This window comes from Bacillus sp. NPDC093026, from assembly GCF_044754665.1.
GTDB classification, from domain to species: domain Bacteria; phylum Bacillota; class Bacilli; order Bacillales; family Bacillaceae; genus Bacillus; species Bacillus maqinnsis.
Genome location: NZ_JBIVPN010000001.1, coordinates 251,861 through 278,093 on the forward strand (window position 1 = coordinate 251,861; position 26,233 = coordinate 278,093).

Sequence of the window (26,233 nt, forward strand, 5' to 3'; positions counted from 1 at the left end):
TGAATTGCCTTACTCTTTTCGTTTAAATGGGAACCAGTTTGCTGATCCGAACATTCGCACCATCACAGGTACGAACAATGGTAGCACAATGAGTGCATACAGTAAAAGTCCCGTTAACACAAGTGTTGCAATCTGTAAAAGAGACAACACACCTGACGGCAACATAGCCGCAAATGTACCTGCTAAAATGACAGCAGCTGATATGATTACAGAACCCATATTCTTCATGGATTCGGTCATCGCCAGTTGTGTATCTTTTGTTTTGTATTCGTTAAACCGCTCCATTAAGAAGATCGAATAGTCAACACCAAGAGCCATCAGAATGACAAAGCCGAAGAATGGAACAGCCCAGTTGATGCCCGGATATCCAAAGAAGTGAGTGAAAATAAACTCGGTCACACCTATCGCTGTAAAGTAAGTCAAAATAAGGGATGCGACCAAATAAAGCGGCATCACAAGAGAACGGAACAGCATCACCAATATGAGAAATATGCCGATCATCATATAAAGTACCGTTTTATTAAAGTCTTGATTTGACAACTGTTTTAAATCAGCATTCATACTTGAAACACCCGCAACACCAAAAGATGCATCTTTTAAATTTGTTTCAGGGAGCACACGCTCTACTGAAGCTTCTACTTGTTTAATCGTCGTCATGGCGTCATTGCCATATGGATTTTTTTCTAAAATGACATCAATCTTTGTCATCTTTCGATCATCAGACATGTATGAATCAAACACTTGCTTGAATGCTTTATTTTTCAGTATTTTTTTCGGAATAAACCAGCCGGCCATGTCTTGATCTGGTGCATTGTTCAATTCATCTAAGTAGTCACCAGCACCCATTAAACCGCTTGAAACCTTCTCAAGTCCTTCTACACTTGCATTGAGACCATCAGTCAGTTTGATGAGATCTTCACCAAAACCTGCAATCTTTTCTTTCATTTGTTTTTGACCTTCTACGATTTTACCTGCACCATTTTCAAGCTGTGGTAAACTGTTTGCCAACTGCTCTTGTCCTTTAGCGGTTTGATCAAGCCCATTTTCAATTTTGTCTAAACCTGCAATGAGCTGATCAATTTTATTCGTATAGACTTTTTGCTGCTCTGATGCTTTTGCGATAAAGGCATCAGCAGTTTCAAGCTGTTTTTTCGCTTCTTTTGCTTGTTTTGCGTAACTGTCTGCCTGTTTGGACCCTTCTTGTAAGATAGTAGATAGTTCCTTGTATGAAGCTTTGATGGTTTGATACGATTGATTTTCTTTTACCTGTGGAATTTGCTCTTCGAGTGTACGGAATTGTTTATTTGCTTGACTGATCAGTGCTTTCACATCATTTGCTACAGATGATGTGGTGTCTACCTGCGATAATACCGCCTTTAATTCCTTGGAAATGCTCCTATAAAGAGTGACTTGCTGATTCACTTGAGCAACTTGAGCGGTTAATTCTTTTTTAGCGTCCTTTATTTCCTCTTTAATCGTTGCTACACCTTGTTTGTTTTGGTCGATTCCGTCTTTTAGTTTTCTTAACGTTTTTTCGACATGTTGAATGCCAGTTTGCACGGATTTTGTACCAGAAATTAATTGATTAATGCCTTTTCCTGATGATTTGATTTGTGGTGTTTGGTCTTCAATGGATTTACTCGCCTTCGCAAGGCCGTCTTTGATTTTTTTCAATCCTTCATTGCTGGACTCAAGTCCGTTATTCAATTGTTTGGCTTGTGACTTCACGTACAGATCACTCAGTCCTTTACCGACTGGACGTGTCGCACTTCTGACTTTACTCACGCCATCTGTTTGTTCAATGGCACGACTTAATTTTTCAACAGCGATCAGCCCTTCGTTATTGTCAAGGAGATTAGATGATTTCACAACAACAGTTGCTGGGAGCGCTTCACCTGGTCCAAATTTGTCAGAAATCGTATTGAATGCATTGACAGATTCATACTTGTTACCGATTTCATCCAAGCTGTTATAGGAAAGTGTTCCTTTATACATGAGAATAGGAGGAAGTGTCATCATCCCTACAATTAATAAGCTGAAAAGTGGTTTCTTGAAGGAGAAACGACCTGCTGTTTCCCACATTTTTGATTGTGGATGGGCAATATCACCTTTAATCGGCCAAAATAAAACTTTTCCTAAAACGGCCATAAAGAATGGAACGACGGTGAGCAGTGCCACAATTAGCACAGCGACACCAACTGCGACCGCAACAGCTGATTTATAAAGCTGAAATTGTGCTAGACCAATACATGTAAAACCGATAAGAACAGCAATTCCGCTAAACAAGACCGTCTTCCCTGCTGTTTGATACGTGATAAGGATGGCCTCAATTTTGTCTTTCCCATGCGCTATCTCTTCTTTAAATCGGCTTAAGAGTAAGATGCAGTAGTCAGTTCCAATCCCAAACATGATGGCAACCATAAAGATTTGGGTAAAAGTAGAGAGCGGAAAGTCTGCATATTTGACTAAGTAAGCGACAATCGATTGACTGACCAAATAAGAAAGTGCCACTGTCACTAAAGGAACAAGAGGCGCTACTGCTGATCTGAAGACGAGCACAAGTACGACTAAAATAAATCCAATTGTAATGAATTCAGTCTTTTTCAAACCTTCTTGAGAGCTTGTGATGACTTCATCATCAATTAACGGCTGTCCTGTCATTTCATACTTCAAATTCAGGCTCTTTAGCTTTTTATTCACTTTCTCTTTAAAATCAGATGCCTTTATCTTGTTTGAATCATATGTAACAGGAACAAGCAAGGTCGATTGATCTTTTGAGAGTAGCTGCTTTTTGATATCTTTGTTTGCTTCAAAATAAGAAGTGATGTCTTCTACGTGGAGGTCTGCATCTTTTTCTAACATCTGCATTGCCTTTTTTAAAGAAGGCTCTCTTTCTGTGACAAGATTCTTCTCTTGAAAAACAATCACGAGTGACTTTTCGGTATCTCCGTTTTCAGACATTTTCTTTATTAATTGATTCGCATATGAGGACGGATAACCATCAGGTACGGAAATTTGCCCTTTTTCTTTTGTTAATTGCGCCATATGAGGAGCGGTGATCAATAATACTGCCGCTAGTGCGCCCCAAAGGATTGTGATAAGCCATCTACCCTTTATGATTGCTCTCATTAGTGCTTTGTGCCTCCTCTTCGATGATAATCTGATAAAGCTTTTCATATGTATGGATAAACAATTCTATTTCCTTTTCTTCAAACTTTTCAAAATAAGATCGAACAAGATCTTGAAGCTGCTTCTCCATACGTCCCACGACATCTTTCCCCTCTGGGGTCACATATAAATGAACATTTCTTCTATCGACTTGATCGTGCTGACGAATGATATAGTTTTTATTAAAAAGACGATTTGTCATGGATGTCACAGCACTTTTATTGACATTACATTCAGCGGCCAATTCTGTTGATGTGCACCCAGGATGTAAGTTGATGTATCGAAGCGAGAAATACTGATCGAGTGTAAGTTCTTTATCAAGCTTTTCGGTGATCAAGCTTGATACTTTTCTCTCCATCATGAGATATACATCTGCATATCTTTGAATAAGCTGTGCAATTTTTTGTTGTTCCATATGCTGCCCCTTTTAGTTTAAGTGTTTAACTATTAAAGAGTTTAACTAATAAGTAAAACAGTTGTCAATCATCATCTTCAAAAAGTTCAACTGCTTTAGTCTATAGGCAACCTTTTGTCACAATGAACACAAAAAAGACAAACCCTATTTACGCGAGTTTGTCTTTTCATGAATTAACGTGTTTTGGGGACGACTTTGAATACTGACATTCGTTTTTCATCAATTTCTTCATCTAATATCTGCTGAATATCTTGTAAATTCAATTGCTCTAATACTGGAACGACATCGAATAAACTCATCTCTAGAAACGCATATCTTGTGAATTGATTTGCAATGTATTCTGGAGAGTTCATGGCTTTTAAAAAGCTGCCAATTTTTTTCTTGCGGGCGAGCTCAATCTTATCTTCTGTGATGAGGCTTTTTGCTTGAAGAAGAGTTTGTTTCAATTCAGCTGCGAGCTGATCGGGATCGTTTGTATCTCCGCCAACTGAGGTAAAGCCAAATCCGCCTTCTTCCGTATAGTCGTAACTGAATGTCTCATCAATCAAGCCTTTTTCATACATCCGCTCATATTGCAGCGAACTTTTGCCAAATAACGTCTCTAAGATGATATTCATTCCAAGCTCATGCTTTAAAAGCTGTTTGCCTTTTTTATGTGGATTCTTTGTTTTTAAACCAAACATACACTTAGAACCTTGAACGTTCATTTTGAGCTCATATTCTTGACGATATACATTCTCAGGTTCATTGATTTCTTTCCGCTTAATATCAAGCTGGTCTGTAAAAGGTTTTTTCGCTTGATTCGCTCTTACTTGATCTAATATTTGCTTAGGATCAACAGGACCGACAACGAAAAGTAGCATATTGCTCGGATGATAGAACGTTTCATAACATTCATACAAATGATCCTTTGTGATGGGTGCAATGCTTTCTACTGTTCCAGCAATGTCGATTCTGACTGGATGCTCTTGATATAAATTTTCAATGAGCCCAAAAAATAAGCGCCAGTCTGGGTTATCGTCATACATGTTGATTTCCTGACCAATGATTCCTTTTTCTTTTTCAACCGTTTTTTCGGTAAAATAGGGGTCTTGAACAAAGTCAATGAGCGTCTCAAGGTTTTGCTTGACATTTGTGGTACTTGAAAATAAGTAGGTCGTTCTCGTAAACGTTGTAAAAGCATTTGCAGACGCACCTTGTTTACTAAAAGTATGGAATACATCGCCATCTTCTTTTTCAAACAGCTTATGCTCTAAGAAATGGGCAATGCCATCTGGAACACGTATCATCTTCTCCTGACCAAGAGGCACAAATTCGTTATCGACTGAGCCATATTTGGTTGTAAAGCTTGCATATGTTTTGTTAAACCCATGCTTTGGCAGCACGTAAACGTCTAATCCATTGTCCATTTTTTCGTGATAAATCGTTTCTTGTAGCTGATCGAATTGAATTGTTTTCACCGTCATGAAGCACCCTCCGTTCCTTTCAGAAAATAGGTCGTATCCCATTCGATTTTCTGACCCACTTTGATCATATCCTCTTTTGTCACGCGCTCTAACGCTTCTAAAAAGGAATCAAGGGTCTCTCCTGTTGGAATGACCGCATGCTGATATAGATATTCCGCTGTACCATAAGGCGTATCAATGGTTTCTAGCAGTTGATTTTTGACGACGGCCTTTGTTTGTTCAATGGCCTCATCTGTAAAATCACCTTTTTGCATAGCTTCAAATTGCTCTTTAATGATGTCGACAGCCTGGTGATAGTTCGCTACTTCAATTCCAGACATGACCATCATCAAACCTTTAAAGCTCTCAAGCCTTGACACAGCATAGTACGCAAGACTTGCTTTTTCACGAACATTGATAAAAAGTTTTGAATGTGAGAAGCCGCCAAATAGACCATTAAATAAGTGCAGCGCTGGATAATCTTGATCGGCGATCGTTGTATGTGTGCGAAAGCCGATATTCAGCTTGCCTTGTTTGACATCTTCTTCATCAATGACTTCTTTTGGTTCTACATGTGACCTTGATGAATCCGCATCTTTTTTAACCGGCTCTCTGTCATTTGTTTTGAAATATTCAGTGACCATCCGCTTGATATCTTGTTCGTCAACGTCTCCCACAACATAGAGATCAAGCTGATCTGAATGAAGAGCATGCTTATAAGCTTCATAAAGAGTGCTCTCAGTGATCGCATCTAGGTCGTCCATTTCACCATGAACGTGCAGAGCATACGGCTCACCTTTACACATCTCTTGAACTAGTCGTAAATTTGAATAACGCATCTTATCATCATAAACAGCCTGAATGCGTTGCTTTAATGTTCGTTTCTCTTGATCTACATATAATTTGCTAAACACCCCTTCTTCAAGATATGGGTGGAATAGAAGGTCAGCCAATAATGATATCCCTTTTTCTAGTAAAGGGGTCTGATCTTTTAAATATTTTTCATTTGCCATTTCAAGACGGAATGTAATGACATGATTCTCACCTTTTTTCGCCATGTCTGCCGAAACCGTCGCACCATAAAGCTCGTCAAAATAAGCCCGCAATTCTCCTGTTTTCGGCCATTTTTCTGTTCCCCTTAAAAGCACATGGGGAAAAAGGGAACGCATGGTCACGTCATCTTTGGATAGAGGCGCAAGCATTTTAAAAAGAATAGTCACTGTTTTAAATTTTTCTGTTTTGACAATATGTGTATTCAGACCAGATGTCTTGAATGTGTTCTCTTGTAAATATGTCATGAGAAACCTCCTTTGTTCATCCTATTTATTATGTATTAGAACATAGCTGATCTATACGCAACTCAGCCATTTAATAGTCATTATATCAATCAGAGGAAAGGATAGGAAATAAAAACGCCTCTGCATAAGCAGAGACGCGGGCTACGATTTCATCCTGAACGGCCACCAATTCCATTTACCGAAAATATGGACCATGACCGGAACAAATAGCGGCAGAACAACAAAAGCATATAACAAAAGACCAATGAGCACAACTGTTGCTATCTCAACAAGAGATAAAACACCTGATGGCAGCATAGCTGCAAAGGTGCCACCTAAAATGGCAACTGCTGAAATAATGACTGAGCCCATATTTCTCATTGCTGATATCATCGATACCTGAACATGTTCTCCCTTCCATTCATTAAAACGATCCATGAGAAAGATGGAATAATCAATCCCAAGCGTGACGAGAATGACAAAGCTGAAAAACGGCACAGCCCAACTTACACCATCATAGCCAAAGAAGGTTTTAAATATCCATTCTGTTAAACCGATGGATGTAAAATACGTTAAGATCAGTGATAGTGTTAAGTATATAGGCATGACAATAGAACGTAACAATAAAATTAAAATAAAGAAGATTCCCATTAACATATATATAACGGTTCGAATAAAATCACCGTCGGATGTTTCTTTTAAATCAACATTTAAGCTTGATATACCTGATACACCATAGTTCGCGTTTTTCAATCCGCTCTCTGGCAAAAATTGATCAAGTGTATTCTCAATTTTTGCCACACCTTCCATCGCTTCATTGCTATATGGATTGACATTCAAAATGACTTCAAATGTCGTTAATTTGCGATCTGGAGACATATAGGTATGAAAAATTTGCTTAAAATCATGTCGTTTTAACACTTCTTTAGGAATAAACCAACCGGTTACTTCTTCATCGGGTGCCTGTTGGAGCTGCTTTAAATAGCTATCGGCCTCTGTGAAGCCGTTTTTAACTTGCTCTAACCCTTCAATACTTTCATCTAAACCATCTGTTAATAAATTGAGCTTAGATGAAAATTGGCTAAATCCTTTTTTTAATGATTTTTGACCATCTGCTAACTGGTCTGCTCCATTTTCTATTTTAGGCATTTCTTTAATTAATTGTTTTTGTCCTTTGTTCGTTTGATCAAGACCATCATAAATTTGATCAAGCCCTGTCATTAAATCGTGTACTTGTCGTTTCACTTCTTTCTGTTTACTTTTCAATGCTTGAATGACCTGATTTGCTTTTTTGACCTTTTGTTCAAAAGCTGATGCTTCATCTTCATATAAGCTCATTTGGTCTTCTGCTTGTTTTAGCATTCCTTTTGTTTCCCTGAATACCTTCTTAATGTCCTTATATTCATCCATGTCTTTGAGTTTTGGAACACGCTTTTCAAGCGTTTCAAATGATAGATTCTCATAAGACTTTTTCACTTTTTTGATCGTAGTCATAAGTTCCTGATTTGATTTCTCATGGCGTTCAAACGTGTTGACCATTGTTTGAAGCTCTTTAATCATTGCTTCACTGCTATGATATTCTTGTTCTAGTTCTTTTTTCGCTTCTTTGATTTTTTGTCTGATGGTACCGACACCGTCTTTGCTGCGCTTAACCCCATCTTCTAAAGCAATCAGTGATTCTCTTACTTCTCCAATTCCATTTTTGATGGCTTTTGTTCCATGAATCAACTTGTCAATTCCTTTAGTGGAGTCTTCAATCTTTGGCTTTTGTTTGATAAGAGCTAAGTTTGTTTCTGTCAATCCATCAGAGATATTCCCTATTCCTTCATTTCCTTTTCCAAGCTCTCCACCTAGGTCTTTCGCTTGTGAAGTGACGTACAGTTGACTTAAACCATCTCCAACCGGTCTTGTGACACTTCGAACTGTTTTTACTTCTTCAATGTCATTTAACTTACGAGTGAGCTTTTCAATAATGACGATCTTTTTCTGATTATCTAGCTCGTCCTCACTTTCAACAAGAACATTCAGCGGCAATGCTTCTCCGTATCCAAATTGCTCTGAAATTGTATTAAACGCACGGACTGATTCATACTTTGTCCCAATTTCATTTAAACTGTTATAAGAAAGTGTTCCATCATACATGAGAATTGGCGGAACTGTGATAAGGGCAACTAAACCTAAGCTAATGAGCGGTCTCTTAAATGAAAAGCGACCAGTAAGCTCCCATATTTTACTTTGCGGATGACGGATATTTTCTCTTTTAGATGGCCAAAAAAGAGATTTTCCGAATACCGACATAAAAAAAGGAACAATCGTGACAAGGGCGATCAGCAAAATGCCAACTCCCACCGCAACACTGACAGCGGATTGATACAGTTGAAATTTGGCAAAACCAATGCTTGAGAAACCGACTAATACGGCTAACCCGCTGAAAAACACCGTTTTGCCTGCACATTTATAAGTGATGATGATCGATTCTTGCACATCACGTCCTTGCCCTATCTCCTCTTTAAAACGGCTTAAAAGCAAGATACAATAATCTGTTCCTATACCGAACATAATCGCTACCATAAAAATCTGAGTGAAATTAGATAGAGGAAATTGCGTATATTCCACGAGAAAAGCCACAACACACCGACTTACCGCGTAAGAAATTCCAATCGTAATCAGTGGAACAACAGGTGCTAATATTGATCTGAACACAATAATTAAAATAAAAAAAATAAAGATCATCGTTATAAGTTCAGTTTTCTTCAGACCTTGTTGAGAGCTTTTAATGACATCTGAATCCACAAATTTTTGACCCGTCATTTCAAATGAAACGTTGTAGGGCTTTAAAACTTCCTCAATTTGTTCTTTAATCTTCACAGCTTTTGTTTCATAATGGTCGAATTTGAATGGAACAAGAAGTGTACTTTTATCTTTTGATAAAAGTTGTTTTTGAATGTCCGGATCTACATGAAAATATGAAGTAATTCCGTCAATGTGGAGTTCTGGGGCATGCGTGATGAGTGCAGCTAAAGCCTTTTTTAATTCCTGCTCTTTTGCAGGGAACAGATGTTGTTCGGAGAATACAATCACACCAGTGTCTTTTTTTCCTTTATGATCTGATAGCTTATCCAATAATTGAAGTGCTTCTGCTGTAGGTGTCCCATCTGGAACATTTAATTGCCCTTTTTCCCTCGTTAATTCCTCTAAATCGGGTGCAGTAATAAACAAAATAACGGCTGTTATCATCCACACCACTAATATCATCCATCTTGCTTTAATGATTTGCAACATAGCTGCTTCAAGCTCCTTCTAATTCATCAATCAATTTGCTGTTTTTATAAATATGTCTGAAGTGCTGACTGCGACTTACAACTTGCTAATGGCAGGATGACCGATTCAATTGTCCTGTCGTGTTGAAGAAGCAGCCCTTTATTATCCATCCACGACTCTACTTCTGCCAATATACAGACAGAGAAGAATTCTTCTAAACACCTCCTATTTGGGATAATTTAATAGATATTACTATACATTAGTTTAACTATCAAAAATTTACATGTCAATTTATAAAAAAGAAAAAAGATGGCAAAATACCGTCTTTTTTCTAAGTTTAAACCGTATTCAATTGTTCACTTTCATCCTTTTTATCAGGCTGGATGAAAAAGAGAACCAAAAATAACGAAATCAGACTACAGATGGTTGAGAGAATAAAGACGATGGAGTCTCCTTTATCCATGAGATACGCAAAAATCGGCGGTCCCAAAGCTACGCCGATAAACCGCATACTACTGTAAAATGACGTAATGGTCCCGCACTGCTCTTTTTCAATTCCTTCTGTAATCAGTGCATCAAGTGCAGGTAGTACAATGCCTATCCCAACCCCGCCAATGCTCAAACATATAAATAATAAGTAGAAACTGTGATTCCACCACAAAAAGAGATAAGAAAGAGATAATAAGGCCATTCCCACGATTAAAAACAATCTCATTTTTCCCTTCTCTTTTCCGATGGTCTTTCCAGCAACGAAGGAACTAATAGACAAAAAAAGGAGCGGGATACTAAGAAGGAGCCCTTTTTTGACCCCTTTAATTTGATAAGCAGCCTCTAAGTTGTCAGATAAATAAAAGAGCACACCAAATAGAAGAAACATAATAAAACCGCCAATTGCAAAAATGGCATAAAGCCAGCGTCCATCATGTTTAAAAATGGTCTTTGTTGATTTCAAAAATTCTTTAAATGAAGGCGCATTCTCTTCTTTTTTAGCGGATTCAACCATAAACAAGACCATGAGAAAGCTTGTAATTGAGAAAAACGGAATGAACCAAAACGGCATAAACCAAAACCAAGAAGCAAGCAGTGCTCCGATAATTGGACTTAGTACTTTTCCAGCAGTATTGGATGTTTCAATCGCACCAAGCCCTGCACTCACCTCTTTATCATCATGAAATAAGTCTCCTATAAACGGCATGACAACAGGAGCCGCTCCTGCTGATCCAACACCTTGAAGTACCCTGCCGAATAAAATCCACATGTATGGTTCTTTCATAATGGTTGAAGCAACGGCTGCAACAGCTCCTCCAAGACCAGCAATTAAAAGGCATGGAAGTAGCACCTTTTTCCTCCCAATACGATCAGATAAATACCCTGCAATTGGAATGCATAAGATCGCAACAACGGAATATACCGTAATAATGAGTGAGACCTGAAAGGAAGTAATTGAAAGTTTCTTTTCTATCTCTGGCAATACTGGTATTAACATCGAGTTCCCAAGTGTCATGATTAAAGGCACTGATGATAATGCAATAATATTTTTTTTACTGACTGTTTTCTCGCCCAACATCATTCACCCAATTCTATATACTGTTACCTTTTAGTGTGGCAAGTTTTATGGTTATTATGTACGGGCAAAAAAACAAAAGGCAACCGCTTATGAAAGCGCCTGCTTTGTTAAAATCGTTTACGAATGACATGAAAACTGAATTTATCCGCTCGAAAGTAGTTCAGCGAGTATAAAACCGGCTGATCATCTTGATCATAGTGCATTTGTTTCAGTAACAAAAGAGCAGTTTCAGGATCACATTCTAGTATAGGAGAAACCTGATCATGATAGCCAATCGGTTCAATGTCGGCAACTGCATATTTAATCCCGCTATGTGGTTCTCTGCCAAACAGCTCAAAAAGTGATTTGTCCTCATGAGTAAAAGAAGCGGGTAAATGTTTGACAGGAATTTTATCCAAACAATACACGACTGGTTGTCCATCTGCCGTCCGAACGCGCTCCATTGAAAAGATCTCATCAGATTCATCACACTGAAAACGGATGACGTCATTCTCTGTTGGCTCCCCTTCTTGCGAGGATAAGAAGATTGTTCCAGGTGTCATATTCACCTGCTCAATCATTTTCGTGACACTGGTGAGCTGTTCAATGCCTGTTGAAAAGAGGGGTCTTGAATTGACAAAAGTCCCTACTCCATGCCTTCTAATCAAATACTTTTCTTCTTCTAATATACGAAGGGCTTCACGCAGTGTCGCTCTGCTCACTCCTAAAAGTTTTGAGAGCTCAAACTCTGAGGGCAGTTTTTCTTTTTCGGCATATACACCTGTTTGGATATCTTCTTTAATACGGTCAATCACTTTCAAATATAAATGTCGATTGTCTGTTTTGGTAGACATGTTTTCCCTCCGTCTAATCAACGCAAATGATAAGATGAGAAATCTCTGTTCCGAGATAAGATGAAAATAACTATATCATGTTTTGAAAAATAAATAAATAGCCCGACATCCAGTTGACATAATTATTATATGATTAACCTAAAGGACTAACATGATTTTATTTATTTTAGCCCTTTGTCATCTTTTCAGAAAAACCAGTACTCCCGTGGAGCGAATGAAACATTTGTGAGCACCAGCACAGAGAACTGACAACGAATGCGAGGGGTTTGTCTACACGCTAAGCTCTCTTCCATTTATGAAGAGAGCTCGTCATATTGTTCTTTCGATAAGAGAACTTCTCTCGGTTTACTTCCTTCATATGGCCCCACAACACCCCGCTCTTCCATTGCATCAATCAGACGTGCCGCTCGTGTATAGCCAATGCGGAATCTTCTTTGCAACATAGAAACAGAAGCCGTTTGCATACCGATGATTAATTCTACAGCTTCATCATATAAATCGTCTTCAACAGCCGTAAGCTCATCCTTCGTTTCTTCACTTGGAATCATTTCTTCTTGATATTGAGCCTTTTGCTGCGTGATGACATGATCTACAACATGTTCTACTTCTTCATCTGATAAAAATGCTCCTTGCACACGGACAGGCTTGTTCGCACCAACAGGTAAAAACAGCATGTCTCCCCTGCCTAGCAGCTTCTCTGCGCCCCCCATGTCAAGAATCGTTCTTGAATCCGTTTGTGAAGATACACTAAAAGCAATTCTTGATGGAATGTTTGCCTTAATAACCCCTGTAATTACATCTACAGAAGGTCTTTGTGTTGCGATAATTAAATGAATGCCCGCAGCACGTGCCATTTGAGAAAGTCTCGTAATTGAATCTTCAACATCAGAAGATGCGACCATCATTAAATCTGCCAGCTCATCCACTATTACCACAATATAAGGGAGCTCTGGTTGTTTTGCTTCCTCGGTTTGATTCATACGTTTAATATAATCATTGTACCCTTCAATATTCCTTGTGCCAGTATGAGAAAACAGTTCGTAGCGGCGTTCCATTTCACTAACCACTTTTTTTAGTGCCTGAGATGCTTTCTTCGGGTCTGTTACAACTGGTGCTAAAAGATGCGGGATACCATTGTAGACATTTAGTTCCACCATTTTAGGATCAATCATCATCATCTTCACTTCATGCGGTTTTGCTCTCATGAGAATACTTGTAATAATCCCATTGATACATACACTTTTTCCGCTACCGGTTGATCCTGCTACAAGCAAATGAGGCATTTTATTCAATTCAGCCAGCACCGCTTCACCAGAAATATTTCGGCCAAGCCCGATTAACAGTTTAGCATTTGGACGATCGTTTTGCTTCGATTCTAAGACCTCTTTTAAAGAGACCATGGCAATTTCGGCGTTAGGCACTTCTATCCCAATCGCCGATTTACCTGGAATCGGTGCCTCAATTCGAATATCCTTTGCTGCTAGAGCCAGTGCTAGGTCATCACTTAAATTGACAATTTTACTTACTTTGACTCCGACATCAGGGTATACTTCATATTTCGTCACTGCCGGTCCTAAATGAACCTGCGTCACCTTTGCCTTCACACCAAAGCTTTGAAACGTTTTCTCGAGCTTTCTTGCATTTTCGTATATATTTTTCTTATCCGTTTGCTGTCCCGAATGCTGTGGATCAGCCAAAATATCGAGAGACGGCAATTCGTAATCTTTATTTTCGAGTTCAGTAAACGTCATTGGCAGTGCTTCTTTTGGTTGATCTGCCCGATCATGCGATAATGCATTTTGCGCAGACTGCTCTTTTACATGGGGTCCGGTGTCTGTCAATACCTGCTCCTTTTGAACCGGAGGAGTGATTATTTCATCCCTGTCTGCAAAACTGGAGATAATCGGCTGACTATTATCAGCAAGTGGTGTTTCCGCCTCGATCAAGATGTGATCATCATCGTCATCTTCTTGAACACGTGAACGTTTCTTCTTTTCTTTCTGAGAGGTAGTGCTTTTTTTAGCCCGCCTCATCCCTTTCATATCCTCAACAAACGCCTTCCACTGTTTGATAAAAAATTGTGAAACAGGCAGCGTCACTTTTTTAACCATTTCTTGTAGCGATCGATTTGTCATTAGGATAATCCCAATCAGCATCAGTACAATGGCCATGATTTGAGAACCCGCTTGAGCAAATAAAAAGTAGGAAGCTGCAAACAAAATCGCACCGATTATTCCGCCTCCTAAATCAGGAGAGCCTGTCTCACCCTTTATGTCCATTAAGAAAAGCTCAAACGTATTTCTTATCACACTTTGAGAGCCTATGACCCCTGCAGATGATAAGTGCTGAAATAGTTTGACATGTGACAGCAGCAAGATACTAGCGATGATGCAGTAAAGTCCTACTTTCCTTCTCGTTAAAATATCAGGTATTTGTTTTTTCCAAAAGATCGTTACGCCAAAAAGAAATAACCCGATGAGACAGAGAATGAACCATTCACCTGCAAAAAATCGGAATAAATATACAAAGGTTTGTCCGACAACACCTAACTGCAAAATGGCAATGATCGCTATGGCAATACAAACCAGCCCGTTTAATTCATATTTCAGTTTTAGCTGTTTATTTTGTTTTTTTCTTGTTTTACGTTTTCTTTTTTTTGCCATACTCATCACCTTACTACAAAAGAAAATATAACCTACTGAAAGATGAGAAAGCAGCCTGGTTTTGGCTGCATCTTGTTGTAAGTTTTCCCTTTATTATAGCATAGAATCATTCATATGCGTTAGTTTGATTGGCACCTAAATTTAACTTCAATCGCTTGCCTGGTGCAAGCTCTTGATTTAAAAAGTCCATTGGATTTGTGCTAAGAACTTGAACGATTTCTGCTTCATCTTCTTTCATTTCAACCATGACAGGCACGCCTTGAATCTGAATCTGCTTAAGCCGGCGCTGCTGCTCATTTTCCTGAGGGTATATTATCTCATACGGCACTGGTGTATATAAAATCATTGGATCATCCCCTCGTTTTGAGACGATCGTTCTTCTATGAGTTCATTTAACTTTTTAATCGCTTGTCCTACACCGCCAACTTCATTCATGAGTCCATATTCTGCTGCCTCATGACCAACGACATTTGTTCCAATGTCTCTAGTTAAATTACCCTTTGAGAACATTAACTCTTTAAACTTCTCTTCTGTAATACCTGAGTGGCTTGTGACAAAGTTAATGACCCTTTCCTGCATTTTATCTAAGTATTCAAAGGTTTGCGGGACACCAATCACAAGACCGGTTAAACGCACAGGATGAATGGTCATTGTAGCGGTTTCTGCAATGTATGAATAATCACATGATACAGCGATTGGTACACCTATTGAGTGTCCGCCGCCAAGCACAATGGACACGGTTGGTTTTGATAAGGAAGCCAGCATTTCCGCAATGGCTAATCCAGCTTCAACATCACCGCCAACTGTATTTAAAATAATTAAAAGGCCTTCAATTTTTGGATTTTGTTCAACTGCAACGATTTGTGGGATAACGTGCTCATATTTGGTCGTTTTGTTTTGTGGCGGGAGCTGCATGTGACCTTCAATTTGTCCAATAATGGTTAGGCAATGTATATTTGTATCTTGTGACAATTGTGGAACAGCAGTTTCGCCAAGCTGTTGTATTTTGCTCATAATGCTTTCTTTTTCTTCTGGCTTTCGCTCTAGCTGCTGTTCATTTTTTTCATCCATATGTCTTCATCCTTTCCTAAGCACTCTTTTCCTATTATGAACAAGAAGGCTTTATTCAATCCAACACAAACAAAGCCCAAAGAGCTTGTGCTCCTTGGGCTTATCATCACACTTCCATAATAATTGGAATGATCATTGGCTTACGTTTGGTTTTTTCATAAAGGAATTGATTTAACACATCGCGCATGGATTGTTTAAGTGTTGACCAATCAACGACTGAGTTTTCTGTCTGCTCCTTGACAATCCCTTTTACTAGCTCTGTTGCTTTCACAATGAGCTCTTCGGATTCTCTTACATAAACAAATCCTCTTGTGATGATTTCAGGTCCAGAAATTAATTGTTTCTTTTGTTTATCAAGCGTAATCACCACAATTAAAATCCCGTCTTGAGACAATAGACGTCTGTCGCGTAAAACAATGTTACCAATATCACCAACGCCAAGACCATCAATCAAAATGTTACCTTGGTGAACCTTTTCACCGATCTTCACGTTCTGTCCTCTGAATTCAACAACATCCCCTTTATCAATCAAGAAAATGTCACTGCGTTTCATTCCAATTTCTTCTGCAATACGTGAATGTGCTTTTTGCATGCGATATTCACCATTGACTGGGATTAAATACTTCGGCTTCAATAGATTCAGCATAAGCTTTAGTTCTTCTTGACAGCCGTGCCCAGATACATGCACACGCTTTTGAGCAAAAATAACTTGCGCTCCGCTTCTTGTGAGAAAATCGACTGTTTTAGAATAGATAAGCTCTTGTCCAGGGAGCGGTGTTGACGCAATCACAACCGTATCATCTTTTTCAATATGAAGCTGTTTGTGATTTTGTTTTGCCATTTTTGTTAAGGCAGCTAGCGGCTCTCCGTGGCTTCCAGCGGTCAAGATGACCACATCATTTTTCGCCATTTTTTTCACTTCTTGAGCTGGTACAAACAATTCGTCATCCGCTGTGACGTAACCAAGTTTAATCGCAAGCTGAAGTGTTGTCATCATATTCTTTCCTGCAACCGCAAGCTTACGGCCATTTTGAATCGTTGCATTGATGATCTGCTGTACACGGTTAATATTAGAAGAAGCGACAGCTACAATGACACGATTATCTGCATTGTACATCGCATTTGAGATTTCGTCTTGGACGAGCGCCTCAGAAGGTGTGTAGCCTGGTTTTTCAGCATTTGCACTGTCTGAAAGAAGTGCTAGAACACCACTGTTTCCAATTTTTGCAATCTCTCCAATGTCACAGGCTTGGTTAAGCGCTGGGGTTTGATCAAATTTAAAATCACCTGTGCATACAATTGAACCAAGAGAGGTTTTGAAGCTGATTCCCACTGAATCAGGGATACTATGGTTGGTTCTGAAAAATGACACCTTTGTTGTTTCAAATGGAATGACTGATTTAGCATGAACTTCACGCAAATCAGCTTTTTGATTAAAGCCATATTGTTTTAGCTTTTCTCGAAGTAAAGCAAGGGTCAGCTTCGTTCCATAAACTGGTACAGACAATTTACTTAAGCAATGGAATACGCCTCCAATTGCCTCATCATGTCCGTGGGTAAGAAAAATTGCTTTTACCCGATCAGCTCGTTCAGTTAAATAGGAGATATCCGGAATGACAACATCAATGCCTAGCATTTCGTTTTCTGGATGCATTAAACCTGCATCAACAACAAATATGTCAGAGTCAATCTCAATGACATATAAATTTTTCCCGATTTCTCCTACGCCTCCCAGTGCAATAATCCTTATGTTTTCTGTATTTATCTTTTTCAAAATTCTTATCCTCCTAGTCTCAAGCCCGTCCATCATCGCTTATTGCTATTATAACTGAATCTAATTTTAGAAAACAAGATGAAGTCACATTTTAAGAAAGTGTTTATGTATAAAAAGCGGTCATACTCAGGGACATCTGAGAATGACCGCTTCCGACATCTTTTGTTTTGATTAGCTGTTTAACACACTGCTTAAATCAAGTCTCTTTTCTTCTGACAAAGGCAAAAGCGGGAGACGGACGGATCCGACATCTAATCCTTTAAGCTGAAGTGCGGTTTTGACAGGTGTCGGATTTGGCGCTGAGAAAAGCTGCTTCATGATTGGGAGTAGCTTTTGGTGAATGAGTGCTGCATTAGCTGTTTGCCCAGAAGCATAGCTTTTTATCATCTGCTGCATATCAAGTCCAACGATGTGCGAGGCCACAGAAACTACCCCTTTAGCACCAACTGCTACAGCAGGAAGTGTTAAGCTGTCATCACCTGAGTATACATCAAAATCTTCTGGTGTTTCTGCAATGATTTTTGTCATCGCATCTAGATCACCGCTCGCTTCTTTCACTGCCACAATGTTGGGTATTTGCGCAAGCTTAATGGTTGTTTCTGGTGCTAAAGATGCAGCCGTTCTTCCTGGTACATTGTACAGCATAACAGGAAGAGATGTAGACTCGGCAATGGCTTTAAAGTGTTCATACATGCCTTCCTGTGACGGCTTGTTGTAGTAAGGTACGACAAGCATCACTGCATCGACGCCTGCTTCTTCTGCTTTTTTCGTTAGTTTGATAGACGCATTTGTATTGTTACTGCCTGTTCCTGCAATGATTTTACAACGACCATTTGATAATTTTACCGATTGCTGAAAAAGAGCGACTTTTTCTTCTGTCGATAAGGTTGGCGATTCGCCTGTTGTGCCTGCAACAACTAAAGAATCACTGCCATTTTTCAATAAGTAATCAATGAGAATTGATAGCTTTTGGAAATCAATGTTGCCCTTTTTATCAAAAGGTGTAATCATAGCTGTTATGATATTTCCGAAATTCATTTTTTTCACCTCATCATGATTCAATCACATTTATCTTGAAAGTTCAAACACTTCATGCAGAGCATTTACAGCCGCTTTCATATTTTCTTCATGCACTAAAACCCAAATGGTCGTATGACTGTCAGCCGATTGCAAAATCGGGATGTTTTGCTCTGAAAGGGCCGATACGATTTTGGAGGTCACACCTGGAACGCCCATAATGCCGGCTCCTACAGCTGAAACTTTTGCACAGTTTGTTGTAACAAACGGCGTGTAACCAAGTTTTTTAAGGATCGTGGTTGCCTTTTCTGTCATCGCACCTGTTACCGTATACACAATTTCACTCGGTGTAATGTTAAAGAAATCGACACTGATTTGCGCATTTGCCATTGCTTTAAAGACCTCTGTTTGAACACTGTATTGACCTTCTTTCGCCGGCACTTTGATTTGCGTAACATCATTGACATGTGCAATACCAGTAATGAGACGGTCATACACATCATGACTCATTTTATCTGAGTAATGGGAGGTCACGAGTGTACCCTCATCATCAGAATATGTTGAGCGGACCCTTATTGGTACTTTTGCTTGCATGGCAATTTCGACAGCCCGAGGATGAATCACTTTTGCACCTTGGTAAGCAAGGTTACATATTTCAGTATAGGTGACGACTCGAAGTGGTTTAGCATTTTTTACGATACGTGGATCAGCTGTCATGACACCTTCAACATCTGTAAAGATATCAATAAAGTCTGCTTGTAATGCGGCTCCTAAAGCGGCTGCTGATGTATCACTTCCACCTCTTCCGATGGTTGTTACATCTCCATTCTTCGCCGCTCCTTGGAATCCAGCAACCACAACGACATCATGCTCAGAAAGTGCTGCCTCAAGACGGGCACATTTCATGTCAATAATTTTCGCATTTGTATGCTCTTGGTCTGTCACAAAGCCTGCCTGTGCACCGGTCATGGCAACTGATTTTAGACCGTTTTCAGTGAGCATACTTGAGAACACAACGGCTGAAATATTTTCTCCACAAGATACAAGCAAATCTTTTTCTCGATTCGTCATGTGCTGAGCGCTGCCATAAAGAAGTCCAAGCAGCGTATCTGTAGCGTAAGGATCTCCTTTTCGTCCCATTGCTGAGACGACTACAACCGATTTATAACCTTTTTCTTTTGCAGATAGGATATGTGCGAGTGCTCTTTTTCTACCTTGATCATCTTTGACAGAAGTACCGCCGAATTTTTGGACAATTATTTTCACTGTTTTCACTCCAAGTTCATTCTGACGTAACAGAAGAGAGCAGGCGAAAGATGCCTAACTCTCTTCTGTTCGTCCTTATCATTCGTTAAATGTTATACTAATTTCAATGCTTTTAAGCTTTCTGCAATTTGAACTGAATTCCATGCAGCGCCTTTGAGCAGATTATCAGATACAATCCACAAATGGAACCCATTCGGGCGATCCAAATCTTTCCGAATGCGGCCGACAAATACGTCACTCTTCCCAACAGCGTCTAAAGGCATTGGATAAATTTGTTGAGACGGATCATCTTGTAAAGTAATGCCTGGTGCATCTTTTAAGATAGACTTAATGTCATCAACCGTTGCCTCGTTTGAATCAAGTTCAATGTAAACAGATTCTGAATGACCTGTTTCAATCGGAAGTCTTACACATGTTGCCGCTACTTCCAGCTCTGGCATATGCATAATTTTTTTCGTTTCATTGATCATTTTCATTTCTTCAAATGTATAGCCATTGTCTTGGAATGTATCAATTTGCGGGATCGCATTGAATGCGATTTGATAAGGCATCACTTCTGGTGTAACATCTTCTTTATTTAAAATGGCTGCTGTTTGGCTGTAAAGCTCGTCAATTGCCTCATATCCTGCACCTGATACAGCTTGGTATGTGGACACAATCACTTTATTTAAACCGTAAGCCTTGCGAAGCGGCTCTAACGCAACAACCATTTGAATAGTTGAACAGTTAGGGTTTGCAATAATCCCTTGATGATCATGCAAATCTTTTTCGTTTACCTCTGGTACGACAAGAGGGGTGTTTTTGTCCATACGGAATGCACTTGTATTGTCAACGACAATTGCACCTCGTTTGACTGCTTCAGGAGCTAGGGCTTTTGAAACATTTCCTCCAGCACTGAATAATGCAATACTTACCCCTTCAAAGCTTTCAGGTGTTGCTTCTTGAACAGTATACTCTTGATCTCTGAATGTTACTTTTGTTCCAGCAGAACGTTTTGAGGATAGTAGAGTAAGTGTATCCATTTCAAAATCTCTGTCAGCTAGTGTTTTTAACATTTGTTGACCGACAGCTCCAGTCGCTCCAACTACAGCTACATGTAATCCTCTTCCCATCAGTAAAACTCCTTCCGACCCATCCATATTTCTTTTCCTTCGAATGGCCATCTTATGACTTTTTACATTTTATTTTACCATAGAAAAGCAATGCTTGAGATATCTTTTTTGAATCTTTCTCGATTTTCTAGTGAATCTATTTTTCGTTTGGTCCTATTAAAATAGGTTGAATCTGTCTATGCTGAAGGGCTTCTTCTACTGTTTTGGATAAAAGGTCCATGTTCGCTACCATAGATGTCGGCTTTTTAAATGGGTCATCTTGACCAAACGGAATGAAGAAAATGTTCTTTGTCGACATCAGCCTCATGAGATTGGTACCGTTTAATCCAAGTGCATCGTTTGTTGAGATGCCTAATACAACGGGACGATGATTTCGAATGGTCGCCTTTGCAGCCATTAAAACAGGGCTGTCCGTCATGGCATTTGCGAATTTTGCCATCGTGTTGCCTGTTAGAGGCGCAATGACCATACAATCAAGCGGAAGCTTAGGACCAAGCGGCTCCGCTTTCACAATCGAGTCAATCGCTTGATAACCTGTCAGCTTTTCAATTCGCTCAATCCATTCTGCCCCTTCTCCAAATCTCGTATTGGTGGACTGCACTGTATACGACACAACTGGACGAACCTCCGCTCCTTTCTTAACAAGTTCCTCAATTTGTGGAAATACTGCTTCGTACGTACAATGAGAACCTGTTAAACCGAAGCCGATTCTTTTTCCTTTGAATATTGTCATGAATCCATCCCCCTTTTTTCCTCCGCAAGCTCACATAAGAGTCCTGAAAGCACTTTTGCAAGGATTTGCCCTGCTGTCTTCGGTGCAACAATACCCGGGAGACCTGGCGCCAAAAGTGCCTTCACACCATGCTTTTGCGCAAAGTCAAAGTCCGTTCCGCCTGGACGGGAGGCGATATCTAAAATCAATGTCTTAGGTGTCATGCAGACGATCACAGATGAATCTAATACTAAGCTTGGAATGGTATTGATGATGATATCAACATCTGCTACTTCCTCTTTTAAACGATCCATTGAAAACGGATTTAGCCCCATTTCAAAGGCTCGTGCCAAATGTGCGGTATCAGCAGTCCCTACTTTTACCGCCGCACCTAGTGCATGAAATGTTCGAGCAATTGTCAGTCCAGTTCTCCCAAGCCCAAGAACCGCTACACGTGATCCATGAATGGTATAGTCCGTCTGCTGAATGGCCATCATGATGATCCCTTCAACTGTTGGAATTGAGTTATATATAGCAATATCATCTCGCTCAAACAGCTTCACAAGCTTTCGATTCACCTGCTTTGCCAGATTGTCTAAATACGTATTGGAAATACCTGAGTACAAGGTACAATGTGCTGGTGTTCTTTCTAAATATTTTGGGTCTAGCACAACTTTCTCATTTGAAAAAACTGTGGCAACGATTCCTTCATCTGTGACACCTGATACTGGCAAAATAATGCCATCGACTTGTTCAAATACAAGTTCAGACATTTTCAGTTTTTCAGCGCCGATAAACCCATGATCAAGCTGATCAAATCCGACCAAAAACACTTTGGCATGTTGCTGTGACAGCTTTCGAATGATCTCAAGCTGCCTAGCATCTCCCCCGATCACCGCAACCGTTAAACCGCTCAACATACTGATCGTTCACCTTCTTTATTTAAAAAAGTCTGTAATATTTTCTGAATCTCCCTTTCAGCATATGAGAAGAGGATTCAGCCTGTGAACAAATCAGAGAGAGAAAAAAAAGAGCACCCTTTTATGATGGGTGCTCTTTTCCCCCATGCGGCTGAAGTTCTTCAGGCACATCGAGAATGATCATATCTGATCCTATTTTTTGAATGTGTTTCCACGGAACGCGGATGTCATTTCCTTGTTTTCGAAAGCCAAACCACTTGACGGAAGGTATGATGAGTGCTGTGATCTGACCGTCCTGTTCATTAATTTCAAGGTCGGTTTGTCCCAGCACGCCAAGCCGCTCCGCTCTTTTCATATCGACTATCTCTTTTCCTGACAGCTCACTTAGCCTCAAAATCGCATCACTTCCCTTCCTTATGATATATGCCGTAAGCACATAATTTAGACTAACTTGTTTTCTTAAAGGACCTTCATACATCTCTATTGGTGTACCAATCCGGTTCTAATTGCGTGAAATGTTGATGGTCAGAAAGGATTCTGTTCACCCGTTTTACCATCTGATCTACGTGATGTGGGTCAAATTTCAACGTCCAGACAATAGAAGAAAACAAACTCATCGCCGTGTATATGGAGAAAAGAAGCCAAAATTCTTTTGAAGGTTGATTGCAAAAGTAACCATCAATTTGTCCAACAGAAAAAGGTATGCTTTTCTCCGTGCTAAATAAGGATAATTTATAAAAATCATGGATCGGATCTCCCCAATCATAATGATCAAAATCGATAGCTCCAGCATACTTTGCGTCTCGTATAATCAAGTTACCTAAATGAAAATCATCATGCTGGAATCGATTAGGTCGATTTTTTACCGCATCTGAATGTGAATTGATAAAGTCTATAACTATCTCATCATGTTCAAATTTCACACCACAAGATTGATATACATGTACATATCGTTCATGTTTAGCCATTACTCGCTGATCCCATGACTCTATAGAAGATGGCGCAACATATTCGTGCATCGACCTTAGTTCCAAACCAGCCCGTCTACCGATTTTATATTGCTCTTCACGTGTTCGTTTATGTATGAATTCTCTAGCATTTTCTCCTTCAATAAAAGGCAGAATGCTATAGGATAGATTGTGTTCATGAACAACCCCCATATCCATCACTTCTGAACAAAGAATCCCTTGTTTCTTGAACATACGGAGAATGTTCGCTTTTCTTTTTAAGGTGTTATACTGATGAGAACCTGTTAGCTTGAGCACCAGCTTTTCACCGTTCAAAATGGTAACTACATACGTACGATCCCCTGAGAACCCAGAACTCATTTGCTGAAAGAAGATGGCATTACTAAGCAGTGGGGATAGCTGTTTCAGCTCTTCTTTTTTCATGTAAACAACTCCTTTCTTGTTCAACAATAAACGGCAGACCTCAATAGAAGCCTACCGTGTTGTTTTACATTATGATGGCTGATCACCCGTCGGACTAATAAGCGAGAGTGCATAATCTTTTGTAAAGATTCTTTTAGATAAGTGATTCACGTCTTCTAATGTGACGTGATTGATTTCATCAATCATTTCATCAAGCGTACGATGTTTGCCAAGGAGCAATTCATTTTTACCATTTCGGCTCATCTTGCTGTTTGTGCTTTCAAGACTGAGCATGAGGTTGCCTTTCATTTGCTCCTTAGAATTTTCAAGTTCTTTTTGCGTGATTCCCTCACGTTTTAAGACGTCTATTGTTTGTAAAATGGTTTCAGAGAGTAGGTTTAATTGCTTCGCTCCAGTCCCGCCATAGATCGTCAGCATACCGTTATCTGCATATGAACTGTGATAGCTAAACACAGAGTAAGCAAGTCCTTTATCTTCTCTTACATCTTGGAACAGACGGCTACTCATACTTCCGCCAAGTACATTATTTAAGACAATTAAATCATAAATGCGTTCATCTCCAGCAGGAAGACCGTTAAAACCTAAGCATAGGTGCGCCTGCTCTGTTTCTTTCTTACGCGTAAGCTTGTCATAATGAAATTGCGGAGCTACTACAGGCTGCTTTTTCCCTTTTCCTTCATAAGATCCAAATAGTTTTTCAATTTCAGTAATAAAGGTGTCTTCTACATTCCCTGCAACTGAGATCACTACACGATCTGGCGTATAGAATTCATCCATATATGTTCTAAGTGTGTCACCATTAAAGGTAGAAAGTGTTTGTTCTGTTCCTAGAATCGGATATCCTAATGAATGCTCACCGTAAATCGCTTTGCTAAGAAGATCATGTACGATATCATCTGGTGTATCCTCATACATTTTAATCTCTTCGTAGACTACATTTTTTTCTTTCTTTAGCTCTTCTTCATCAAAAGCTGAGTGAAAAAACATGTCGCTTAGTACATCAAGCGCATAATCCGCATGCGTATCAAGCACTTTTGCATAATAGCAAGTATATTCCTTGGATGTAAATGCATTCACTTGACCGCCAATACGATCAAAAGATTCTGCAATATCACGAGCTGATCTCGTTTTTGTACCTTTAAAGAACATATGCTCTAAAAAGTGTGAGATTCCATTAATCTCAGGTGATTCATGTCTAGAACCAGTTCCAATCCAGACACCAATAGCTACAGATCTCACAGTAGGAATGTTTTCAAGTACAATTCTTACTCCATTTTGGCATGTATACGTTTTGATCAAATTTTGCTCCTCCTATTCAACAAACAGATCACGTCACGACTGTCTTTTTTCACTTAGGAGTTCAGAAACAGTTCCTAATTTATACCCTCTTTCTTTCATCTGAGTAATGAGTGCGTCAAGACTTTTCGCCGTTGAATCTGTTGGATGCATTAATATCATCGCCCCATTGTGAATTTTCCCAAGCACCCGTTTTTGCAAAACCTCTGGTGACGGTTTTTGCCAGTCAATGGTATCTACCGTCCACATGATGGTTTCCATTCCTTCTTGTGCGGCCAGCTTAATTGTTTCTTGTTTAAAGCTCCCGCTTGGAGGTGCAAACCATTTCGGTTTTATTCCAAGGGATTCTTCAATTTGACGATTCGTTTTGATAATCTGCTCTAATGCTCGTTCTCTTGTCAGTGTGCGCATATCTGGGTGATTGTATGAATGATTTCCAATTTCATGACCATCTGCCACAATTTTTTTGGCAAGCTCTGTACTCTTTTTCACCCATTTTCCTTCTAAGAAAAAGGTGGCCTTGACTTGATGCTTTCGCAGGGTATCTAACATGTTTATTAAATGCTCGTCACCCCAAGCAACATTGATTAAAAAAGCATTCATTTTCTTATCCGGATGACCCCTATAAATAGGCTCAGCACCAAGCTCATGTAAATGAATGGCAGGTTTTGTTTCTTTGAAGACAAGTCGTTTTTCATCGAATTTCCCAATTTTTCTCATTTGTTCATAAGAAGATTTGATATCTACTGTTTGTCCGTTTAAGCCGGGCATCTTTTTCCACACCTTATCAATCTTAGCATTTTGCGCCTTCACTTCATAGTTAGAAGACTTTGATTCAATCTCTTGATAAAGAGTATCTTTTGAAACAGATACCACCTCGGCTTGCTCTTTCATTGATTCGATATATGTGACAGCAGCTGGCTGTTTCATCGTTTGATATGACACGAGCAGTAAGAACACAAACACAATGATCGGCAACTTTTTTTTCAATGGCTGTCCCTCCCTTTATCACAAAATATGATAGAGAGAAACAAGCTAGAACTAT

At 39.5% G+C, this 26,233-nt stretch carries 20 protein-coding genes; all 20 read right to left on the reverse strand.

Going from position 1 to position 26,233, the window contains the following annotated elements; all coding sequences use genetic code 11:
* Positions 1–9: 9 nt before the first annotated feature.
* Positions 10–3,129 carry an MMPL family transporter gene (locus ACIQCE_RS01300; protein WP_400493279.1) on the reverse strand — a complete coding sequence of 1,040 codons (3,120 nt, stop codon included), beginning with the start codon at positions 3,127–3,129 and terminating at the stop codon, positions 10–12.
* Complete coding sequence (locus tag ACIQCE_RS01305) at positions 3,107–3,583, reverse strand: MarR family winged helix-turn-helix transcriptional regulator (protein ID WP_400493280.1); 477 nt, start codon at positions 3,581–3,583, stop codon at positions 3,107–3,109. Before ACIQCE_RS01305 ends, ACIQCE_RS01300 begins: the two co-directional genes overlap by 23 nt.
* A gap of 173 nt (positions 3,584–3,756) precedes the next feature.
* Positions 3,757–5,049, reverse strand: coding sequence for an EF-P 5-aminopentanol modification-associated protein YfmH (gene yfmH / locus ACIQCE_RS01310; protein WP_400493281.1), 1,293 nt, complete (start codon positions 5,047–5,049; stop codon positions 3,757–3,759).
* Positions 5,046–6,326 (reverse strand): EF-P 5-aminopentanol modification-associated protein YfmF, encoded by a 1,281-nt coding sequence (gene yfmF, locus ACIQCE_RS01315; RefSeq protein WP_400493282.1) that lies wholly within the window; start codon positions 6,324–6,326, stop codon positions 5,046–5,048. The genes yfmH and yfmF overlap by 4 nt, the downstream gene beginning before the upstream one ends.
* 141 nt (positions 6,327–6,467) lie before the next feature.
* Positions 6,468–9,587, reverse strand: coding sequence for an MMPL family transporter (locus ACIQCE_RS01320; protein WP_400493283.1), 3,120 nt, complete (start codon positions 9,585–9,587; stop codon positions 6,468–6,470).
* 316 nt (positions 9,588–9,903) lie between these two features.
* Positions 9,904–11,133 carry a bacillibactin exporter BcbE gene (gene bcbE / locus ACIQCE_RS01325; RefSeq protein ID WP_400493816.1) on the reverse strand — a complete coding sequence of 410 codons (1,230 nt, stop codon included), beginning with the start codon at positions 11,131–11,133 and terminating at the stop codon, positions 9,904–9,906.
* 107 nt (positions 11,134–11,240) lie between these two features.
* Positions 11,241–11,966 (reverse strand): GntR family transcriptional regulator, encoded by a 726-nt coding sequence (locus ACIQCE_RS01330; RefSeq protein WP_353855700.1) that lies wholly within the window; start codon positions 11,964–11,966, stop codon positions 11,241–11,243.
* Between the two features lie 293 nt (positions 11,967–12,259).
* Positions 12,260–14,629: an FtsK/SpoIIIE family DNA translocase gene (locus ACIQCE_RS01335; protein WP_400493284.1), complete on the reverse strand. Its 2,370-nt coding sequence runs from the start codon at positions 14,627–14,629 to the stop codon at positions 12,260–12,262.
* Between the two features lie 106 nt (positions 14,630–14,735).
* A complete protein-coding gene (locus tag ACIQCE_RS01340; RefSeq protein WP_400493285.1) occupies positions 14,736–14,975 on the reverse strand; it encodes a YlzJ-like family protein in 240 nt (79 codons plus the stop codon).
* Positions 14,972–15,700 (reverse strand): ClpP family protease, encoded by a 729-nt coding sequence (locus tag ACIQCE_RS01345; RefSeq protein WP_353855703.1) that lies wholly within the window; start codon positions 15,698–15,700, stop codon positions 14,972–14,974. Before ACIQCE_RS01345 ends, ACIQCE_RS01340 begins: the two co-directional genes overlap by 4 nt.
* A 106-nt stretch (positions 15,701–15,806) precedes the next feature.
* Positions 15,807–17,474, reverse strand: a complete 1,668-nt coding sequence (rnjB, locus tag ACIQCE_RS01350; protein WP_400493286.1) for a ribonuclease J2 — start codon at positions 17,472–17,474, stop codon at positions 15,807–15,809.
* Between the two features lie 171 nt (positions 17,475–17,645).
* Complete coding sequence (gene dapA / locus ACIQCE_RS01355) at positions 17,646–18,512, reverse strand: 4-hydroxy-tetrahydrodipicolinate synthase (protein WP_400493287.1); 867 nt, start codon at positions 18,510–18,512, stop codon at positions 17,646–17,648.
* Between the two features lie 30 nt (positions 18,513–18,542).
* Entirely contained in the window at positions 18,543–19,757 is a 1,215-nt protein-coding gene (dapG, locus tag ACIQCE_RS01360; protein WP_400493288.1) for an aspartate kinase, read from the reverse strand.
* Between the two features lie 92 nt (positions 19,758–19,849).
* On the reverse strand, positions 19,850–20,869 hold the full coding sequence (gene asd, locus ACIQCE_RS01365; protein WP_400493289.1) for an aspartate-semialdehyde dehydrogenase: 1,020 nt from the start codon (positions 20,867–20,869) through the stop codon (positions 19,850–19,852).
* Between the two features lie 136 nt (positions 20,870–21,005).
* Positions 21,006–21,602, reverse strand: a complete 597-nt coding sequence (dpaB, locus tag ACIQCE_RS01370) for a dipicolinate synthase subunit B (protein ID WP_400493290.1) — start codon at positions 21,600–21,602, stop codon at positions 21,006–21,008.
* Positions 21,599–22,501, reverse strand: coding sequence for a dipicolinic acid synthetase subunit A (dpaA, locus tag ACIQCE_RS01375; protein ID WP_353855709.1), 903 nt, complete (start codon positions 22,499–22,501; stop codon positions 21,599–21,601). The genes dpaB and dpaA overlap by 4 nt, the downstream gene beginning before the upstream one ends.
* A gap of 121 nt (positions 22,502–22,622) precedes the next feature.
* On the reverse strand, positions 22,623–22,895 hold the full coding sequence (locus ACIQCE_RS01380) for a YlmC/YmxH family sporulation protein (protein ID WP_353855710.1): 273 nt from the start codon (positions 22,893–22,895) through the stop codon (positions 22,623–22,625).
* A 76-nt stretch (positions 22,896–22,971) separates the two neighbouring features.
* On the reverse strand, positions 22,972–23,892 hold the full coding sequence (locus ACIQCE_RS01385; protein ID WP_400493291.1) for an aminoglycoside phosphotransferase family protein: 921 nt from the start codon (positions 23,890–23,892) through the stop codon (positions 22,972–22,974).
* Positions 23,893–23,961: 69 nt separating this feature from the next.
* Entirely contained in the window at positions 23,962–25,191 is a 1,230-nt protein-coding gene (locus tag ACIQCE_RS01390) for a M16 family metallopeptidase (protein ID WP_400493292.1), read from the reverse strand.
* Positions 25,192–25,224: 33 nt separating this feature from the next.
* A complete protein-coding gene (locus ACIQCE_RS01395) occupies positions 25,225–26,118 on the reverse strand; it encodes a polysaccharide deacetylase family protein (protein WP_400493817.1) in 894 nt (297 codons plus the stop codon).
* Between the last annotated feature and the right edge of the window lie 115 nt (positions 26,119–26,233).

Bases quoted from the DNA above. Each gene is read 5' to 3' on its own strand.
- ACIQCE_RS01300 (WP_400493279.1), bottom strand. From the start codon at position 3,129: ATGAGAGCAATCATAAAGGGTAGATGGCTTATCACAATCCTTTGGGGC.
- ACIQCE_RS01305 (WP_400493280.1), bottom strand. From the start codon at position 3,583: ATGGAACAACAAAAAATTGCACAGCTTATTCAAAGATATGCAGATGTA.
- yfmH (WP_400493281.1), bottom strand. From the start codon at position 5,049: ATGACGGTGAAAACAATTCAATTCGATCAGCTACAAGAAACGATTTAT.
- yfmF (WP_400493282.1), bottom strand. From the start codon at position 6,326: ATGACATATTTACAAGAGAACACATTCAAGACATCTGGTCTGAATACA.
- ACIQCE_RS01320 (WP_400493283.1), bottom strand. From the start codon at position 9,587: ATGTTGCAAATCATTAAAGCAAGATGGATGATATTAGTGGTGTGGATG.
- bcbE (WP_400493816.1), bottom strand. From the start codon at position 11,133: ATGTTGGGCGAGAAAACAGTCAGTAAAAAAAATATTATTGCATTATCA.
- ACIQCE_RS01330 (WP_353855700.1), bottom strand. From the start codon at position 11,966: ATGTCTACCAAAACAGACAATCGACATTTATATTTGAAAGTGATTGAC.
- ACIQCE_RS01335 (WP_400493284.1), bottom strand. From the start codon at position 14,629: ATGGCAAAAAAAAGAAAACGTAAAACAAGAAAAAAACAAAATAAACAG.
- ACIQCE_RS01340 (WP_400493285.1), bottom strand. From the start codon at position 14,975: ATGATTTTATATACACCAGTGCCGTATGAGATAATATACCCTCAGGAA.
- ACIQCE_RS01345 (WP_353855703.1), bottom strand. From the start codon at position 15,700: ATGGATGAAAAAAATGAACAGCAGCTAGAGCGAAAGCCAGAAGAAAAA.
- dapA (WP_400493287.1), bottom strand. From the start codon at position 18,512: ATGAATTTCGGAAATATCATAACAGCTATGATTACACCTTTTGATAAA.
- asd (WP_400493289.1), bottom strand. From the start codon at position 20,869: ATGGGAAGAGGATTACATGTAGCTGTAGTTGGAGCGACTGGAGCTGTC.
- dpaB (WP_400493290.1), bottom strand. From the start codon at position 21,602: ATGACAATATTCAAAGGAAAAAGAATCGGCTTCGGTTTAACAGGTTCT.
- dpaA (WP_353855709.1), bottom strand. From the start codon at position 22,501: ATGTTGAGCGGTTTAACGGTTGCGGTGATCGGGGGAGATGCTAGGCAG.
- ACIQCE_RS01385 (WP_400493291.1), bottom strand. From the start codon at position 23,892: ATGAAAAAAGAAGAGCTGAAACAGCTATCCCCACTGCTTAGTAATGCC.
- ACIQCE_RS01395 (WP_400493817.1), bottom strand. From the start codon at position 26,118: ATGAAACAGCCAGCTGCTGTCACATATATCGAATCAATGAAAGAGCAA.